12 protein-coding genes are annotated in these 19565 nt (G+C 57.0%); 5 read left to right on the top strand and 7 right to left on the bottom strand.

The features are described 5' to 3' along the window. Positions 1-306: 306 nt before the first annotated feature. Positions 307-639, bottom strand: a complete 333-nt coding sequence (locus MKJ04_RS19535; protein WP_241643383.1) for an MGMT family protein — start codon at positions 637-639, stop codon at positions 307-309. Positions 640-845: 206 nt separating this feature from the next. On the opposite strand from MKJ04_RS19535, the gene MKJ04_RS19530 reads away from it, so the two are divergent. The 5 genes from MKJ04_RS19530 (at position 846) to fbp (ending at position 9954) form a co-directional block, all read left to right on the top strand. After that, positions 846-1922, top strand: a complete 1077-nt coding sequence (locus MKJ04_RS19530; protein ID WP_241643382.1) for an efflux RND transporter periplasmic adaptor subunit — start codon at positions 846-848, stop codon at positions 1920-1922. A 121-nt stretch (positions 1923-2043) separates the two neighbouring features. Continuing rightward, on the top strand, positions 2044-5169 hold the full coding sequence (locus MKJ04_RS19525; protein WP_241643380.1) for an efflux RND transporter permease subunit: 3126 nt from the start codon (positions 2044-2046) through the stop codon (positions 5167-5169). 34 nt (positions 5170-5203) lie between these two features. After that, positions 5204-6544, top strand: coding sequence for a TolC family protein (locus MKJ04_RS19520; RefSeq protein WP_241643378.1), 1341 nt, complete (start codon positions 5204-5206; stop codon positions 6542-6544). 492 nt (positions 6545-7036) lie between these two features. Next, the gene (locus MKJ04_RS19515) at positions 7037-8683 is read left to right on the top strand and encodes a UxaA family hydrolase (protein ID WP_241643376.1); all 1647 of its coding nucleotides are present in this window, start codon (positions 7037-7039) and stop codon (positions 8681-8683) included. A 263-nt stretch (positions 8684-8946) separates the two neighbouring features. Continuing rightward, on the top strand, positions 8947-9954 hold the full coding sequence (fbp, locus tag MKJ04_RS19510; protein WP_241643374.1) for a class 1 fructose-bisphosphatase: 1008 nt from the start codon (positions 8947-8949) through the stop codon (positions 9952-9954). A gap of 328 nt (positions 9955-10282) precedes the next feature. Here the strand turns inward: fbp and MKJ04_RS19505 are convergent, their stop codons facing one another. The 6 genes from MKJ04_RS19505 to pelA all read right to left on the bottom strand — a co-directional run bounded on the left by MKJ04_RS19505 (position 10283) and on the right by pelA (position 19491). Then, positions 10283-11506 (bottom strand): dienelactone hydrolase family protein, encoded by a 1224-nt coding sequence (locus MKJ04_RS19505; RefSeq protein ID WP_241643372.1) that lies wholly within the window; start codon positions 11504-11506, stop codon positions 10283-10285. A 673-nt stretch (positions 11507-12179) separates the two neighbouring features. Next, positions 12180-14315, bottom strand: coding sequence for a plastocyanin/azurin family copper-binding protein (locus tag MKJ04_RS19500; RefSeq protein WP_241643370.1), 2136 nt, complete (start codon positions 14313-14315; stop codon positions 12180-12182). 27 nt (positions 14316-14342) lie between these two features. Further along, positions 14343-16229 (bottom strand): family 16 glycoside hydrolase, encoded by a 1887-nt coding sequence (locus MKJ04_RS19495; RefSeq protein WP_241643368.1) that lies wholly within the window; start codon positions 16227-16229, stop codon positions 14343-14345. 276 nt (positions 16230-16505) lie between these two features. Then, complete coding sequence (locus MKJ04_RS19490) at positions 16506-17327, bottom strand: rhamnogalacturonan acetylesterase (protein WP_241643366.1); 822 nt, start codon at positions 17325-17327, stop codon at positions 16506-16508. A 171-nt stretch (positions 17328-17498) separates the two neighbouring features. Then, positions 17499-18263, bottom strand: a complete 765-nt coding sequence (locus tag MKJ04_RS19485; RefSeq protein ID WP_241643364.1) for a rhamnogalacturonan acetylesterase — start codon at positions 18261-18263, stop codon at positions 17499-17501. A 16-nt stretch (positions 18264-18279) separates the two neighbouring features. Further along, complete coding sequence (gene pelA / locus MKJ04_RS19480) at positions 18280-19491, bottom strand: pectate lyase (protein WP_241643362.1); 1212 nt, start codon at positions 19489-19491, stop codon at positions 18280-18282. Between the last annotated feature and the right edge of the window lie 74 nt (positions 19492-19565).

Here is a 19565-nt window from a genome sequence, read left to right as displayed (position 1 = left end):
TGGTTAAGGGATATATGCAACAGCCTGAGGCAGTAAAGCAGCTAACACTCTTCCCATACATGGCCCAATGCGCATAAATGATTTGATATTGGTATAAGTTCGTGATTCTAGAGTCTATCAGCACTGGCGCAAGCGTCCGCTTGTGCTTCCATTCGACGTGTGGCAGGTTGGATGCATTGCACGGGAAGGCACCCCGAAAGCTTTCGGGGCGCCATAGAAAGGATCCGGCGTACCGATCAATTGTTATTGGTATTATTAACTACAAGGTATATAACGTGGCCACACGTAGATATTCTGCCCCCCCTCCTACAACAACTCCCTCCCCGGATCCCAGAAAAGTTTGCTGAACTCCACCACCTGGTTGTCCTTCACCTTTACCCCCTCCTGCTCCAGGCGATCCTGCATGGCGTTGGGCGCATCGAAGTGCTGACTGCCGGTTAGCATACCCACCCTGTTCACTACCCGGTGTGCCGGAATCTGACTATGTGGGGGTGAAGCGATCAGGGCCCAGCCGACCATGCGCGCCGAGCCTTTCGACCCCAGGTAGCTGGCAATCGCGCCATACGACGTGACCCGGCCGGGCGGGATAAGGCGCACCACGGCATACACGTCCTCAAAAAAATTGCGTTTGTCTGTCATCCCAAATAAAAAATCGTGCGGTTTAAACCTTGGCTTCGGCTTTCTGTCTAAACAAAGCGCCTGTTTGCAGAGAATTAATGGCTACACTTTTAAAATAGCCTGCAAAGGGCGTACTTTTAATGCTGCTAGTATGGCCTGCTAAAGCTACGAAATACTCCTTTAGCAAAACAGGACTGCTAAACCGATTAACCTGCGTTTGAACCCACATGAACAAGACCGTCAAAATCATCCTTTTGCTGGTGGCCGCCGCCGCTATCCTTTACCTTCTCCTCAACAAGCTCAGCTTTGGCGACAAGGCGCCCGAGGGGGGCGCTGGCGGAGGCCCGATGGCGCAGAAAGTGGCCGTTGACGTGTTCGTGGTTTCCCCGAGCGCCTTCCAGAACAAAATCACTTCCACCGGCACGGTGCTCCCCAACGAGGAGGTGGAGTTGCGCAGCGAAGTAGCCGGCCGCGTGACCGGCATCAACTTCGAGGAAGGCAGCCGCGTGCGCAAGGGCCAGCTGCTGCTCTCCGTGAACGCCCAGGAGATGCAGGCCCAGCTGCAGAAGCTGCAGTCGAACCAGAAGCTGTACCACGACATGGAGCAGCGCCAGCGCACCCTGCTGGAGAAAGACTACATCAGTCGGCAGGAGTATGACCAGGTGAGCAACCAACTGGCCACCGCCACCGCCGACATCCAGGCGCTCAAGGCCGGGCTGGCCAAAGCGTACATCCGGGCCCCGTTTGACGGTGTGATTGGCCTGCGCCAGGTAAGCGAGGGCAGCTACGTGACCGCCAGCACGCCCATCGCCCGGATCGTAGACATCAGCCCCGTGAAAGTGGAGTTCTCCATCCCCGGCCGCTATAGCCAGATGGTGAAGAACGGCGACAAGATCACGTTTACGGCAGAAGGGAGCCCTACTGCCTATGAGGCCACCATTTACGCCACCCAACCGATCATAGACCCCGCCACCCGCACCATGCAGGTGCGCGCCCTGTACCCTAACACGAACGAGGAGGTAAAGCCCGGCGCTTTCGTGAAAGTGAACCTCGGCCTGAAAGAGGTGGAAAAGGCCATCCTGATCCCAACGGAGTCCATCATACCGGAGGCCACCGGCCACAAGGTGTTCCTGGCCAAGGGCGGGAAGGCCGTGCCGAAGATGATCAAGATCGGGCAGCGCTCCGAAACCCTCATCCAGGTGCTCGAAGGCCTGGCCCCCGGCGACACCATCATCCAATCGGGGGTATTGCAGGCCCGCCCCGGGGCAGACCTGACCATCCGAAAAGTAAAAACCGGCGAGTAAGCCGGCTGCGGCCTGACAAACCCGCGCCACAAACGGCACGGGGATAACTATTCACCTGGTATGGGGTTATTTTCCTGAAGCGCCACGCGTATACCTAAGTCACTGATTATTACCTCTATCTATGGCAAGTCTATCATCCATAAGCATCAAGCGCCCGGTACTGGCCATCGTGATGAGCATCACGATCATCGTGTTCGGTATCATCGGCATCTCCTTTCTGGGTGTGCGCGAGTACCCCAGCGTGGACCCGCCCATCGTGAACGTGTCCACGAGTTATACCGGGGCCAACTCCGAAACCATCGAGTCGGAGATCACTGAGCCGCTCGAGGAATCCATCAACGGTATAGCCGGCATCCGGACGCTTACCTCCTCCAGCCGCGAGGGCAGCAGCAACATCACCGTGGAGTTTAACCTGGGCGTGGACATGGAGGCCGCCGCCAACGACGTGCGCGACCGCGTGGCGCGCGCCCAGCGCAGGCTCCCCGACAACGCCGACCCGCCGACCGTTTCCAAAGCCGACGCCGACGCCAACCCGATCATCTTTGTGGGTATAAAAAGCGCCACCCGCTCGCTGCTGGACCTGTCGGCCATTGCCCAGGACGTGTTCAAAGAGCGGCTGCAAACCATACCTGGCGTGAGCTCTGTGGATATATGGGGCGAGAAGCGCTACTCGATGCGCCTGTGGCTGGACCCTGACAGGCTGGCCGCGCTGCGCGTTACCCCGGTCGATGTGCAAAACGCGTTAGCCCGCCAAAACCTGGAGCTGCCTTCCGGCCGGATCGAAGGGGCCACCACCGAGCTTTCGGTGCGCACCATGGGGCGTATCTCCACAGCAGATGAGTTTAACCAGCTGATCGTTCGGGAGGACGCGGACCGCCTGATCCGCTTCGCCGACATCGGCCATGCCGAGCTGGCCCCGGAAAACGAGAAATCCATCCTGCGCCGCGACGGCATCCCGATGGTAGGCATTGTGCTCATTCCGCAGCCTGGCTCTAACCAGGTCGAGATTGCCGATGAATTTTACGTGCGCCTGGAGCAGATCAAGAAAGACCTGCCTGAAGACATCGAAACCGTGATCGGCTTCGATAACACCCAGTACATCAAGGCCTCCATCTCAGAGGTAAAAGAAACCATCTTTGTTGCCTTCGGGCTGGTGGTGATCATCATCTTCCTGTTCCTGCGCGACTGGCGCTCCACGGTTATACCGGTAGTGGCCATACCTGTTTCGCTCATCGGCTCCTTCTTTATCATGTACCTCATGGATTTCTCCATCAACGTGCTCACGCTGTTGGGTATCGTGCTGGCCATCGGGCTGGTGGTGGACGATGCCATTGTGATGCTGGAGAACATCTACGCCCGCATAGAAGGCGGCCAGCAGCCCATGAAGGCGGCTAAAAAAGGCTCCGAGGAAATTTACTTTGCCATTATCTCCACCACAGTGGCCCTGGCGGCTGTGTTTATGCCCGTGATTTTCCTGGAGGGTATAACCGGCCGCCTGTTCCGCGAGTTCGGCATTGTGGTGGCGGGCTCCGTGATCATCTCCTCCTTTGTGTCGCTCACGCTTACCCCGATGATGTGCTCGCGCATGCTCAAGCACCGCGACCGGCCCAACTGGTTCTACCGCAAAACAGAGCCGTTCTTCACGGGCCTCACCAACGGCTACCGCAGCAGCCTCGAAAGCTTTATGGGCGTGCGCTGGATGGCCTTCGTGATTGTGATTCTGGCGGCCGGGGGCATATTCCTCCTGATGAAAAACCTGCCCTCCGAGCTGGCCCCGGACGAGGACCGTGGCGGTATGCGTATCGGCGTGACCGGTCCGGAAGGTGCCTCGTACGAGTTTATGGATGAGTACATGAGCGAGCTGACGCAGCTGGTGAACGACTCGATCAAAGGCATCGACAACATGGTGGCCATGACCTCGCCGGGCTTTGGCGGGGGCGGCTCCAATTCGGGCTTCCTGCGCGTGAAGCTGGTGGACGCCGCCAAGCGCAACCAGACGCAGCAGGAGGTGGTCGAGGAGATCGGCAGGCTGTCGGGCCAACTGACCGGCGCACGCGCCTTCGCCTCCGGCGATAAGGGGCTGGGCGGTGGCCGCGGGGCCGGGCAACCGGTGCAGTTTGTGGTGCAGTCGCCGGACGGCTCGAAGCTGCGCGACATCATCCCGCAGATCATGGACGCCGCCCGCCAGGACCCTACCTTTGGCTTTGTGGACGTGAATCTGAAATTCAACAAGCCCGAGCTGCGCGTAGACATTAACCGCGAGAAGGCCCAGGCCATGGGCGTGAGTGTGCGCGATGTGGCCCAGACCCTGCAGGCCGGCCTTAGCGGGCAGCGCTTCGGCTACTTCATCAAAGATGGAAAGCAGTACCAGGTGATCGGGCAGGTGAGCCGTGAGAACCGCGCAGCCCCCATCGACCTGCGCAGCCTGTATGTAAAGAACAACACCGGGGAACTGATCCAGCTGGACAACCTTATTGAGCTGAGCGAGGAAAGCGCCTCGCCGCAACTCTACCGCTTCAACCGCTTCGCGGCCGCCACCTTCAGCGCCTCGCTGGCAAAAGGCAAAACCATCAGCGACGGTCTGGCCGCCATGGACGCCATCGCCGACAAGGTGCTGGACGATACCTACCAACGGTCGCTGTCCGGGCAGTCGCGCGACTTCTCCGAAAGCTCCAGCAGCCTGATCTTTGCGTTCTTGCTGGCCCTGGGCCTGATTTACCTGGCGCTGTCGGCGCAGTTCGAGAGCTTCCGCGACCCGGTGATCATCATGTTCACGGTGCCGCTTGCCCTGGGAGGTGCCCTTATCAGCATCTGGTACTTCGGCGAAACGCTCAATATCTTCAGCCAGATCGGTATGATCATGCTGGTGGGCTTGGTGACGAAGAACGGTATTTTGTTGGTGGAGTTTGCCAACCAGCGCAAGGAGGCTGGCCTCAGCAAGCTGGAGGCCGCCACCGATGCCGCCGTACAGCGTTTCCGCCCGATCCTGATGACATCGATGTCTACCATACTGGGTACGCTGCCGATTGCCCTGGCACTGGGTGCGGGTTCTGAGAGCCGCGTGTCGATGGGTATCGCCGTGGTGGGAGGCCTCATCTTCTCCACCGGCCTCACGCTGTATGTTATTCCGGCAGTCTACTCCTACTTCTCATCCGCCGAGGCTAATGTCTCGCACAAGCAGGAAGACGAAGACGAAACAGAGCAGCACCTTCCGCAACGCAAGCAGGAGCCTGCCCTGATCAAGTAAACCGACTCAAAAAAACAGACAACAGGTATACCCCGTGGAGAAACGATTTATGTCATCCTTTACCCCCACAGCGCTAGTGCTCACCGCACTCGCGCTGCTTTCGCCCTTTGTTTCCTTTGGCCAGCAGCAGCTCACGCTGCAGGAGGCCATCCGCATCGGGCTCGCGCAAAACTACGACATCCGGATAGCCGATAAGCAAGATGATATCGCGGCCAACAACGTTACGTATGGCAATGCCGGTTTTCTGCCCCGTGTTGATGCCCGTGCTACCCGATTGTTCAGCGAGAACAACTCGAGGCAGGAGTTTAAGGCCCGCGAACCGGTGACGCGCACGGGGGCCACCTCCAACAACCTGAACTACAGCGTAAATCTCAGCTGGACTATTTTCGATGGCCTCGGCATGTTTATTAACTACGAAAGGCTGACGGCCCTCGAGAAATCCGGGAAGCTGTTTACGCGGCAGACGGTGGAGAATACCGTGGCCGATATCTCGGACGCGTATTACGAGGTTGTCCGCCAGGGGCGCAGGATGCAGGCCATACAGGATGCCATCACGATTTCGGAACAGCGCGTAGAACTGGCAAGAGCCCAGTATGAGGTAGGTGTGAGCGCAAAGGTAGAGATCCTCCGGGCCCAAGTAGACTACAACGCCGACCGCTCCGAGCTCCTCAGGCAGGAAGAAAGCTTACAAAACGCGAAGATCACCCTGAACCAGCTCCTGGGCCGCGACCCGGACATCACCTTCACGGTCAGCGACGGGATAGAGGTGGACGCGACGCTGAACTATGGCCAGATGGACAATGGCCTGCTCGCGGCAAACCCGCTTCTTCTGCGCCTGCAACTGAACCGCGAGATCGCCACCCTGGATATCAGGTCTGTCCAGGCCAGCCGCTTTCCGGTGGTTGGGGTCACGAGCGCCTATAACTTCAACCGCTCCGAGACCGATCCCCTCAACGATTTTCAGCCCCAGTTTAACCGCAACCTGGGGTATAACTATGGCCTGACGGTCAGCCTGCCGATCTTTAACGGCTTTAACACCAACCGGCTGGCACAGAACGCGCGCATCACGCTGGAGACCACCACGCTGCAGTTGCAGCAAGAGGAGAACAGGCTGCAGGCAGACCTGGCGAAGGCCTACAGCCAGTACGCCAACCGCCTGAAGCTGCTGGAGTTGGAAGAATCGAACGTGACGCTGGCGAAGGAAAACGCCGAAATTGCGCTGGAGCGGTACCGCCTGGGCTTGCTGAACGCCATTGAGCTGCGTGAGGCGCAGCGGAACCAGTTGCTGGCCGAGAACCGCCTGATCGATATCCGGTATGAGGCCAAAACCTCAGAAACAGAGCTGAGGCGACTGAGCGGCTCGCTGCTGCAGTAGCCTGTCATCTGCGGCCGGATTTATACCCACGCAGAGGGGTTCTCGCCATGACCCATACACACAAAAATACCCCGGTCATTTCTGACCGGGGTATTTTCAGCAAAACCAATCGCTAACCATTTTAACAAACAACAATTCTACTAAAGGAATTACTGAATATACGAATCTATATATACAATAGTTCTAATAAACTAGAAAATATTTTTTCCTCCTCAATGTGTTCTCCGGTATAGTTGGCCATACCTGTCTGTGGGTCGCATTCTCTGAAGCAGGGCACGATAATCCGCCTCCATACCCTACAGAGGCAATAAGCAGAGAACCAGCAGCTTACAAAAAAGCAACCTGTCCTGTATACCCTCCTGCGCTGCTGCGCGCTAAAAAAGCCCGGATGGCTTTTAAATCCTGATTTTTCTGGCTTACTTATTTTCTTTTCTCCGAGAAATTACATTATTTGCAACTGAGCAATCGATTGCACAATCTATAACTTAGCTTATGTCCAGCAAAACTCTCCAGATACACCCCAGCGACAATGTGCTGGTGGCCCTCACCGACCTCGCCGCGGGCGAAACGGTCGTTCACGACACGGATACCCTGACGCTCACCGAGCCCATACCTGCCAAACACAAGTTCACGGTGCAGGACATGCAGCCCGGCGACGAGATTATCATGTATGGCATACTGGTCGGGAAGGCTGTGCGGGCAATACCGGCTGGCGCGCGCATTTCCACGGAGAACGTGCATCACCAGGCCTCCCCTTTCGCGGGCAAAACCGCCACTACGGGCTGGCAGGTACCGGATGTGAGCCGGTGGGCCAACGCCACTTTCCAGGGTTACCATCGCCCCGACGGGCAGGTGGGCACGGCAAACTACTGGCTCGTAATCCCGCTGGTGTTTTGCGAGAACAGAAACGTCGACACCATTAAACAGGCTTTCCTGGAAGAGCTTGGCTTTGGCCACCAGAATATGTATAAGGCGTATGTGCAGCAGATGGTGGAGCTATACCGGTCGGGCAACACAGCGGCCATTGCGGAGCTTCCCCTCGAAAGCCAAACGTCGAACGGCCGGCAGCGCTTGTTTGAGAATATCGACGGTATAAAGTTTCTGACACACGAGGGCGGCTGCGGCGGAACCCGCCAGGACGCTGATGCACTGTGCGCCCTGCTGGCGGGGTATATCCACAACCCGAACGTGGCCGGGGCCACGGTGCTGAGCCTGGGCTGCCAGAACGCGCAGGCCGGTATACTGGAGGAGAAGCTACGGGCACTGGACCCCGACGTAGCCAAACCGCTGATTGTGCTGGAGCAGCAGCAAGAGGGAACAGAGCAGGAATTGCTGGCGAAGGCCATTAAAAGCACTTTTCTGGGGTTGGCGAAGGCCAATGAGCAGCGCCGCCAGCCAGCGCCGCTCAGTAAGCTGGTGGTCGGGCTGGAGTGTGGCGGCTCAGACGGTTTCTCGGGCATCTCGGCGAACCCAACCGTGGGCCATACCTCCGACCTGATTGTGGCGCTGGGCGGCAAGTCTATGCTCTCAGAGTTTCCGGAGCTGTGCGGCGTGGAGCAAGAACTCATCAACCGCTGCGTGGATGTGCCTACCGCGGACCGCTTTGTGCACCTGATGCGCACCTATGCCCGTGCGGCAGAGGCTGTCGGTTCCGGTTTCGACATGAACCCAAGCCCCGGCAACATCAAGGATGGCCTGATCACGGATGCGATCAAGTCGGCGGGGGCGGCCAAGAAAGGCGGCACCTCCCCTGTGGCCGCTGTGCTCGACTACGGCGAGTACGCCACCAAGCCGGGCCTGAACCTCCTGTGCACCCCCGGCAACGACGTGGAAAGCACCACCGCCATGGCGGGCTCCGGTGCCAACATCATCCTGTTTACCACCGGGCTGGGCACTCCGACAGGCAACCCGATCACGCCGGTCGTCAAGGTATCCTCAAACACGAAACTCGCGCAGCGCATGCCCGACATCATTGACATCGACACAGGCGCTGTGATTGCGGGCGAGAAGACAATCGCGGAAATGGGGGCCGATATGCTGGAATTTATCATAGAGGTAGCCAGCGGCAACAGGCAAACGAAAGCCATGCAGTTGGGTCAGGATGATTTTATACCCTGGAAGAGGGGGATTTCGCTCTAAGCACATATTTCGATTGCATTTTATGCACAAAATATTCGCTTTCGGAAACAAGCGTTAACGATGCGCTGAGTTGGAGTTCTACGCGGCGGGTTGCACGTAAAGAAAAGCCAGCGACATCCACGGGTGTGAGCAATTACTTACTAAAGGAGGCTGGAGGTAGGCGGTATCTTCAAAATTTCTTACTTTTACCGCCATGCAACCAACCCCACAAAGTCTCCGGGCTTTGTGAAACATCACTTTTGTAACACTCAAACTTCATACGTATGGACGATAAGCTGGCATTACCTGTAGGCACAACCCTCGACAGGTTCATCATGAGAAAGCAGGAAGAGTTCCCTTTTGCCACCGGGGAGCTATCGCAGTTGCTCCGCGACATTGCCCTGGCCACCAAGATCGTGAACCGGGAGATTAACCGGGCCGGTCTGATTGGGGTGACGGGCAATTACGGGCAGCAGAATGTGCAGGGCGAGGAGCAGCAGAAGCTCGACGTGATCGCCAACATTCGCTTTATCCGGGCGCTGCGCAACGGCGGCGAGGTGTGCACCATCATCTCGGAGGAAGAGGATGAGGTGATCCAGACCGGCAACGCCAAGGGCAAGTATATTGTGGCCATGGACCCGCTGGACGGCTCTTCTAACATCGACGTGAACGTGGCGATCGGCACGATCTTCTCGATCTACCGCAGGATGTCGGAAGTGGAAGGCGACGGCACCCTGGAAGACTGCCTGCAAAGCGGCGCCAAGCAGGTGGCCGCAGGCTATATCATCTACGGTTCGTCTACCATGCTGGTGTATACCACAGGCTGTGGTGTGAACGGCTTCACGTATGAGCCCTCCCTAGGCGAGTTTTTCCTTTCGCACCCGATGATCAGGACGCCGAAGGAAGGCAACCTCTACTCCTGCAACGAAGGCAACATCAACAGCTTCCCGGACGGCATCAAAGCCTACATCCATTACTGCCAGGAGAAGAATTACTCGGGCCGCTATATCGGCTCGCTGGTGGCCGACTTCCACCGCAACCTGCTCAAGGGCGGGGTATACCTCTACCCTCCCACTGCCAAGTCGCCGGACGGCAAGCTGCGCCTGGTGTATGAGTGCAATGCTCTGGCCATGATTATAGAGCAGGCGGGCGGCAAGGCCACGGATGGCTCCGAGCGCATCCTCGACAAAACCCCTACCTCGCTGCACCAGCGCTGCCCACTCGTAATCGGCTCTCCGGACATGGTAGACAAAGTAGAGGAGTTTCTGGCTAAAGAGGCCGTGGCGGTATAAGTATAACCGCGTTACAGTATACCGGAAGCCGGGGCTACGTCAGATAGCTCCGGCTTCCGCATTTTTAGCCTGAATACTACCATCGTCGAATGAATTTGGCATACCGGAATATATGAAAAAACATAGCGCAAGCGTCCGCTTGTGCTGCCATTTTTGGGCGATACGCGGCAGGTTGGGTTCCATGAGAAGGCACCCCGAAAGCTTTCGGGGCGCCATAGAGGATTTATACGTACTGATTAATCGATACTGGTATAAGCGGCCTTTTTCAGCTCAGTGAGCAGCCATACCCATACCAAAGGCACTTATGTATGCGCTTTGATTAAACGGCCTACTTCAGCCATTTCTCCAGCCATGCAAAGGCGTCTTCCTGCATCAGGATGGTCATGGAGTGGGGCGCGTCGTAGTAGTTGGCTTTGAATTTCCCGGGGGCATTCAGCTTCCCGTAGATGCGCGTGAGCTTGCTCTCCGCAGCCTGCATGCCCGCGATGCTGAAGAGTTTGTCCTGCCTGCAGTTCATCAGCAGCAAAGGCCGCGGGGCGTTGAGCGAAGCCACATCCGGCAAATCCAGGAACGCATACTGCCGCGGCACATACATCATCCAGGTATGGTGGGCGTGCTGCTGCAGCATCTGGGCGTAGGTGGTGGAAAAGGCCGCGACCACGCCCACTTTTATCCGCGCATCGAGGCCAAACAGATAGGTGCTGCGCAAACCTCCCAGCGAAAGCCCGATGCTGCCAATCCTTTCCGGGTCTACCTCCGGCCGCGACAGCAGAAAATCGACCGCCACCCGATCGTTTTGGGCAATGATGCCGAGCCAGGTGGTGCCAGCGGTGAGGATGGTTTTGTTCATCGCCACCTCATTTGGCCCCGCCACCTGCTTGTTATAAATTTTGATCCGCTCGCTTTCGTCCGCCGCTTTTACTTTCTCGAAATAGCCTTTCGCATCCGTTAGTTGGGCTGGGTCTATTTTTTGGGAGCCGAAGTAAATGGCATCGGGGCAAAGCACCACAAAGCCCCGTTTGGCTAGTTCATCCGCGTAGTATCTGCCCTCATACAGGGTCTGCACATACTCCTTCAGGATAGCGGGCTGCTCGTCGGTAAGCGTGTGTTTCTCCTTGCCGAAGTAGTAGAAACCGCCATGGTCGTGGAGTGCGATGACGGCAGGGGCCGGTTTTTGGAGGTTATCCGGGATGAGCAGGAAAGCCTCTGTCTGCTGCAGGGCGTTCAGGTTGTAGCGCACCAGGTATTGGGTATAGCCGTCCCTTTTGGTGGTGCGCAGTACTTCTGGGTGCAGCGGCGCGGGCGCGGGGGTATAGGCGAGAAGTTCTTCGAGCTTTGCCTTGCCCCTTTTGCGCCACTTGGCCGTACTCTTCCAATCTCTGGTCAGGTATGACAAACTACTGTTGCCGTTACTGGCATAGGCATCCAGCAAGGGGTAGAAGTTGGCGACATCGGAGGCTGCTTGCTGGGCTGATGCGGGCTGTTGAGAACTGAAAATAAGCAGCAGAAAGCAGCTGATGCATTGGACAAGCAGATAAAGTTTTTTCTTCATAACCGATTAGCGGCGTAACCAGCAGCACTACGCCAGCAGGACATCAACCGCTGTATAGAATATCGTTATCAAATAGATTCTGCGCATGTGGAAGTATCTGTACAAAATAACCCACCCCTACCCCTCCCAAGAGGGGAATTGCACTAATGAATGGCAGGGCTATATGCGCTCATCAATTGAAATTTGCAGGGCTTTCGCATCTAATCAAAACAAGGAGCGAAAGCAGCCTGCAGCCTGCCGTTGTTGTGTGTTCTCACCAACAACTTGTTGGTCAAAAGACGCAACAAGGGCAGCTCTGCGAAAGTCCTGAATGGTATAATATCGTCTCATTTAAAGCCCTCCCATCGGTGAGATGGTCGGTTGCTGATTGTTAATTGTTGAATGATTTTGGAGCATTTTATACACGCGCTAACTCCCAAACACGTCAACTTTTTATGAAAGCAGCTTTATATGAACTGGTATAAAAACAAAGACTTGCTGCACCTGCATGAAGTTCATACAGCAGCAGGCAAAACAATTCCATCCGGGATCAGCAAGCACACTCCATCAAGTTTCTCTGGTGCAAACATTGAATTGAGACAGATTTGCAGCGCTACCGGATTTATACCCCTGAACCTGGCGCATACAACTGCCACTTACCGTAACCAGACCATTTACGAAACTCCGCTACCCGCTACTCCACCACCTTAAACGTGCCTTGCATCACATAAAAATGCCCCGGCACGGTGCACACAAAAGTATAGTCGCCGGGTTTCTCCGGTGCCTCAAAGTAGATCGATTCTGTTTCGCCGGGCTGCAGCAGCTTGGTATGGTACAGCAACTTGTCGGTTTGCGGGATATAATCCTTCTCCTGCCCTTCCAGCCCCAGTTTCATCCCCAACTCACCCACCTCAATGGCTGTGCCCGGCATCACGATGACAAAGTTGTGCAGCATGTCGTCGTTGTTGTGGAAAACCACTTTCACTTTGCTGCCCGCTTTCACGCGTATCTGCGAAGGGTCATACTTGAGGCCGGGCTTGGTGCCCACGTTGATGGTGATGTCTGCCTCCTTCGGCCACGAAGCGGGCTTTTTCGTCACGCGCTTGGCCTTACTGGCTGCGACAGGCTTTTTAGCCGGGGCTTTCTTAGCGGCGGCCGTAGCGTTGGCGGCGGTTGGCTTTTCCGCTGTTTTGCTGGCCGAGGCCATCGCCGTATGGTCGTGCGCGGGCGCTGCAATGGCCAGCTTCTCTCCGTCCGGAAACTGGTTGAGCGTATAGTAGCCGACGTTGTGCAGCAAGGGCTTTCCGTTGGCGGCGCGCACGCCGTCTGCCGTGATCTCGTGGATATAGCCTTCCCGCAAACCATCTACCACGATGCGGGCCTTCATGCCGTCATCCGACACCACCACGCCCCGCACCGCGCACTTCTCGCTGTTGATGACAGGGCTTCCGTACGCTGCCTGGTACTTGTAGTTAAAGCCCGTCACTTTGTAAGCGGCAGGGTCCGACGCCCGTTGCTTGTTCACGGGCATGGTGAATTCTATCTCAAACCCGTCGGGCATGGCACGCACGGTTTGCATTTCGAAAGGTGTTTTGCCCGTCCAGACCAGGCGCTGCAGGCCGTAAAGGTCTTTTCCGGTGGAGGACCAGCCCCGGCTCGTCATGCCGCTGAACATGGATCCGTCGCTGCCCCATACCAGGCGCAGTATACCAGAGGAGAAACCTTCCCGGAACGGGAACACCACGCCCTGGTACTGCCCCTTTACCTTCTCCAGCGCCACCCGCATCACTTTGCTCTGGCCCTGGTCTCCCACAAAAAACTGGTTGGTGAAGGGCCCGAACTTCCCGTTCGTGTCGTCGTTCAGGATGCCCGTGGTGGAAATGCCCAGGATGCCGTGCGGCAACCACACGGCCGGAGGCTTCAGCGCATCAACGCGTTTGGCCACCTCATACAGCGGCTCGCCGGTGTTGGGGATATCCGCAGGCTTCAGGTTGATGTTGGAGCCGGGCAAACCAGACCAGCGCAGGCTTTCGGCGTTGCCCACAAAGTCGCCCTCTTCAACGTGGGTGATGCGGCCTGAGCCCACCCAGTCGCCTTGGTTCTCGGTATAAAACACGTCGCCCGCTGCGTTCATGCCAAACCCGGAAGGCGAGCGCATGCCCGCCGCAACCGGAGTCATTTTACCGTCCGGCGTAACTTCGAGCATCCATCCGCGCCACGGCGCCAGACTCACGCCATGGCCCAGGCTGTTGCTCCAGCCCAGATTCAGGGTAACGCGCATGTTGCCGTTGGGCATGAAAAGCGGCCCGTAGGAATACTCGTGGTAATTGCCGGACAGCGGCCAGGAGTAGACTTTGTCATACATATCTGCCACGCCGTCGCCGTCTGCGTCGCGGAGGCGGGTTATTTCGCTGCGCTGCGTCACGTAAAGGTCACCGTCTTTGTAGGCGATGCCCAGGGGCTCGTGCAAGCCGTAGGCGAAGCGCTTGTACCTAGGGGTGGCATTGCCTGCTATATTCGGGTTGGAGATGATCCATACCTCCCCCCGGCGGGTACACGCCGCGAGGCTCCCGTCCGGCAGCGTGGCCAGCCCACCAACCTCCAGTATGACGCCCTCGGGTATCGGCAGCGAGATCAGCTTATAGAAATCGTCCTCTACCTCCGGAATCGCCTCTTCCTGCTTCGATCCGGAGTCCGGGTTCTGGTTTTCTGTCTCGGGCACTGCCTTCGCTTTTTTCTGCGCCATCGCCGGTTGCCCGACCAGGGCCAGCAGGCAGAGCGCCACCAACGAGGTCTTTGCTATATATGTAACGGATGTTGTGCTTTTCATGATGTTTTTCCTTCTGTTGCCGATAACCTACCAAACGATGTTGTACTGTACCTCCGCCGTGCCGTTTTTGGCTTTCACGGGCAGCAGCAGCTCTTTCCGGTTTTGTGCTGCGTTCCGGAGAACAGGTTTTGCCTTGCGCGGCAGCTCGATCAGGTACTCCTTGCCATCGATGGCATATAGCCCGTTGGGCAGCTTTTTGATCTCGCTTCCCTCGGCCACCCGGCACCAGAGTTCTCCCTGCCCCTGCCCCGGCGTCACCGTCAGGGAGTGTGTGAGCTTACGCCCGTCCTCAATGGCCTTAAACGCGTCTCGCACGCTGGCGCCCCCTAACGTGTATTTGAAGGTCGGGCGGCCGTTCTTGTCCACCTCATAGCCCAGGTAGGTATAGGCCGCGTTGGAGTCGGGCCACGCCGTGCCCGCATCGCTCAGGTAAGCCAGCGTCGGTTGCCCGGCCATCCCGATCACACTGCCCAATGGCAGGGCCAGCTGGCTCTCGCCGCGCGCATGCCACATGGGGGTGGTGTTCAGGAAATCTCCGCGCCATATCTGCAGGAGGTCGCCAGTTGCCAGGTCGAGCGAGTAATTGACTTTGCCGGGCTCTCCCACCGAGATGGCGTGCGTTCTTTTCGCCCCGTCATGCTCTATAAAACTCCTGAGCATCACCGGCTTGCTGTCGGCCAGCACCATGATGGCACCCACCGGGTCTACGGCGCGCACCGGCGCGTTGAGCGCGGTATAGGGCACGTCCGCTCCTTCCACCGAGAGCGTGAAATCGTTGCTCTGCGCATACCAATAGCCAAACTTCTTCAGGTACGACAGCTCCACCGGATGCTCACCCGCCTCCAGCTGTACCATAGCCGAGGCGTCTCCATGCTCCCCGTCGATCACAATCACTTTCTTGCCCCCGATCGTCAGTTCTCCGGCGCCATTCGGCCTTTCAGGGTAGTTGTTGTCTTCCGGTATCCAGTCGAGTTTCAGGTTGAACAGGTACTCGCCGGTGCGCGGTATGTGCAGGGTTCCGTTGATTTTGCCGCCGAACTGGTCGCGGGTGCCGGAACCCTGATGGGCGAGCGACCGGATATCCGTTGTCTTCACTGGTGCCACGGTGCTGAGGGCGGCGATCTCTTTCACGTCACCCTCATATGCTTTTAGTGTCAGGCCGGAGAGTTTGACCGGCTCGGTGCCGAAGGCTTTGTAGCTGATGTTGCGGATGGCCACGCGGCCGTGGTCGCCCTGAAACATCAGCGGCCCCAGCGGCTGCTCGTCCTGAAAGGCGGCGGCGCGGGTCGGGCCTGTCACTTCCACGTTCTCATGAATGGTTACCCCGTTCTGAATCACCTGCACAAACACCGCGTTCTCCGTTTTCTGCCCCTGGGCGTTGAAACGGGGTGCCCTGAAGACGATTTTGTAGTGCTGCCACAAGCCGGGCGCTTTGCTCACGTTTAAGGCTGGCGCGTGGCCTTCGTAGCCTTTGCTGTCACCGGGGCGGCTTTCGTCCCAGCGCTCATATATGGCTCCGCAGTCTGTGGCGGTCGGTTGCTGCACGCCCCAACTGTCAAAGAGCTGCACCTCGTAACGGCCCTGCAGGTAAACGCCCGCGTTCGCGCCTTTGTCCATCATAAAATCCAGCTCCAGCTCTATGTCGCCGTGCTCCATTTTGGTGAACAGGTTGTCTTTGTCCTTGTCTGTCAGGTTATTCACCAGAATACCGGTACCTTCCTGTATTTTGCCCTTGCCGGCCTTGTTCAGGTCATAATACACATCGCCGGCCAGCTGCCAGTTGGCTGCCGCAGGCCGGAAATCCTGCATGTTCTGAAGCGAAATGACTTGATTTGGCAATTCTCTTTTCTGCGCCATGCCCGGCAGACACAGAAACGTTAGAACAACCAGGAGTGATAATGCTGTTTTCCTCATAAAAAGTGTTTGCTTACACACATAATTAAACAAAGTCCCCCTGGTATGCAATTATTTATGAGGTTTATATCTCATTTTTCGGCACAAGCGCCCATAGTTGTTCGCAGCACCTCTCGGAGCTACAGAATCAGCAATGTATAAAGTAAAAATAGCGGTGTATCCCTGGAAATAAATTGCCTGTATAGTCCGCGCTCTGTTTATATCTGGCAAATTGCAACGGTTTCTTTTGGACAGGCCGACCCTGAGACAACGAGCCAGGGCAATATGGCTGGCTTCTTACTTCTGCGCAGCAGTCCTGGTGGGCTTCAGCTGCTTCAAACCGTCGAACACCAGTTGGGCCACCGCTTTGGCACCTTCGGGCTGGAAGTGCGTGTTGTCGTTCTGGCCGTCGGGGTACGCGGCGTATGTACCGGCAGGCAAGTTCATGAAATAGTGGCTGGTCACGTAGTCTTCTCCTTTGGCCGTAAAGGCGTCGATGGAGCGTTGCGTCAGGTCGAGGAGCGGCGCGTTCAGCTCCCGCGCCACGTCTTTTGCCGCCTGCGGGTAGTCTCCGTGCACATTGCTGAGCTGGCCGTCTTTCCAGGGGTAGTTCCGGTTGACGGGCGTGATGATGATCGGCAGGGCACCTTTTTCGCGGGTCTGGTTCACGTATAGCCGCAGGTACTCTTTGTAGGCCGCCACGTTGGTGTAGCGCTCGGGCTTATTCTCGGCGGCGTCGTTGTGGCCGAACTGCATCAGCACCACATCGCCTTTCTGCAGCGCTTTATATACTTCCGCCCAGCGGCCTTCCTCAAAAAAGGTGCGCGTGCTGCGGCCGCCTCTGGCTTTGTCTATCACCACCACACTGTCTGCCCGGAGGATATTCCGGATCAGTGAGAGGCTGTCGGGGTGCATAAAAGGCTGGAACACCTGCCCCCAGCCGGTAATCGGGTAACGTTCCTGCGCGTAATCTTTCTCGTCGTAATCGCCGGTATAATCCGCCACCGTGGAGTCGCCGATGAGGTATACCTTCACAGGCTTTTTCCGGGAAGGGGCAAAGGCCGCCAAGGCAAGGCAGGAAATCAAAAGGAAAATAACGCTGTGTTTTTTGTTCATCATAGGAACTTGTAGGATACTAAATGTTTATCGTATGACTTGCCCCTGGCGCAACGTCCGTTTGTGTTTATACCTTTCTGTTTCTGGCGCAAGCGTCCGTTTGTGTTTATACCTTTCTGCTTCTACATCTCAGCACAAGCGGAGGCTTGCGCCAGGGTATGCCATGTGCTGAAACTACTTTTTGAGGTATGCCGCCAGCTCCGGCACGGCTTTTCGCAGTTCTTCCGCCACCAGGTCATTTACCCGGAACGCGCCGTAGGCCGAGAGGTGCGTGTCGTCGGTGCGGCCATCGGGCAGCGAGGCATACTCGTTGGGCCCGAGGTGCAGGTAAAGCGCCTTCGATTTCTCTTCGCCATACCTTGCCACCAGCTCTCGGGTGCGCCGCTCGAGGTCCAGCAGCGGCACGTTTTTTTCCGCAGCCACCGCTCTTACCACAGCCGGGTATTTGCCGTGCGTGTCTTCCAGTTGCCCGTTCACGAACCTCCGGCGCACGATGGGGGTGGCCAGCACAGGTATGGCTTTTTTGGCACGCGCCTCGGCAACGTAGCGTTCCAGATTGTGGCGGTAATCGGTTTCGGGTGCGGCATAGCGCTTCGGGTCCTGGTCTTTCTGGTCATTGTGGCCAAACTCGATGATCACGTAGTCGCCTGGCTTGAGCAGCTGCAGCATGGCATCCCAGCGGCCTTCGTCCCGGAAGCTCTTGGTGCTGCGTCCGTTTACGGCGTGGTTTTGCACTTTCACCCCCTCCTGCAGGTATAACGGAAACACCTGCCCCCAGCCTTTCTCGGGGTTGCCGTTGCCATATGGTTTGTCTGCCATCGTAGAGTCACCGACCAGGAAGAGGGTTGGTGCTTTTTTTTGGATATAACTCACCAGCGGAATTACCAACAGCGCAAGCAGCGCCCACTGTGCAAGGGTATGTTTAAAAGCGGTTTTCATGTTGATCATTGTCTAGCTAATTTGTACTTACCCATTTCTGCCTCCACCGTGGATAGGCTTCGTCGAGCAATTTCTCCGGGAAAGGGATGTACCAGCTGTAGCCAGCCCTCCGCTCCTGCTCTATCTCCGCCAAGGTATGGCGCACCACGCCATCACGGCCAGAAAACATCGGCTTGTTCGTCTCAATTTCATAGAACCGAGCCAATAGTGGCGGTGCCGTTGTATCATTCACCACCACAACATCCCGCGTTTCGCGATGCGCTGGGTCTCCTGTCCGTTTCAACCGGATGCCGGTGATCTTCACCTCATTCAACCAGGACACCGCTCCCTCAACAGCCTTCTCCACGTGCGGGTCAGGCTTTTCGATCTCCAACAGGTACTTTAAAATCCCGATGCTTTCCCCGCCGCTAATGGAAGGCAGCTCGTAGTCGCGGGCTTTTTGGGGTGCCAGCGTGATGTGGTCGTGCTGGGCACACCAGGCGGTCAGCTTTCCGTCCACTTCAATCTGCGTTTTCAGAATCACATCCAGGCCTTTTTTGATGGCCTCGGCGGCCCGTTTCTGCCGTGGCTTGTCTACAAAAGCATATGGGCTGTTTTGCTTAGCCACATCGCGCAGCAACTCCATCACGCCTATCATGGCGCCATCGTTAAAGGTGATGTATTCATAATACCCTTTGCGGATCGGGTAGAACTGTGGCCAGCCGCCATTTTCGTACTGCGCCTCGAACAGGTAATCCAAGCCTCGCAGAAAGCTGTCTTTATACCTTTCCTCACCGGTAGCGTCATACACGTTGGCCAGGTATTCCAGCTGTGTATAGGTGGCCCCGTTGTCGATGGTGGAAACCATGCCCTTCTCCGCAGCTGCCTGCAGCCTGGCTTTCTCTGCCTCCGTGAGGACGAGCGCCATGTCTGTGTTTTTGTTCCAGCCGCCGTTCGTGTGCTGATACAGGAGGAGGTTATCCGCAATGCGGCTTGCTTCAGCACTGCCATACCACGCCTTGTCCTTGGCCAGCAGTCCTTTGCCCCACTTAACAGGCGCCTCAGCAGAAGCAGTAAGCCCAGTATTGTCAACGGTTACAGCAGCGCCAACACGCTGATCTGTGGCGGCACAACCAGCAGCCAGAACGCCGCCTAGCCAGAACAACGCCGCCGGAACGCAGCGTTGGCGCAACGTGCCTAGTGCGGGTGGCACAAAGCTTTTTTGTTTACTTTCCGTCGTCCTGTTCATACGCGCGTTTTCATTTAAATTGATGATAGAGAACCAGCTACACGGTATAAATAAATCCTCTAAGCCTTATATCC

This window comes from Pontibacter sp. E15-1 (assembly GCF_022601975.1).
Lineage (GTDB): Bacteria > Bacteroidota > Bacteroidia > Cytophagales > Hymenobacteraceae > Pontibacter.
Note: the sequence above shows the minus strand (reverse complement) of the source record. Positions and strands in the feature narration are given on the sequence as shown.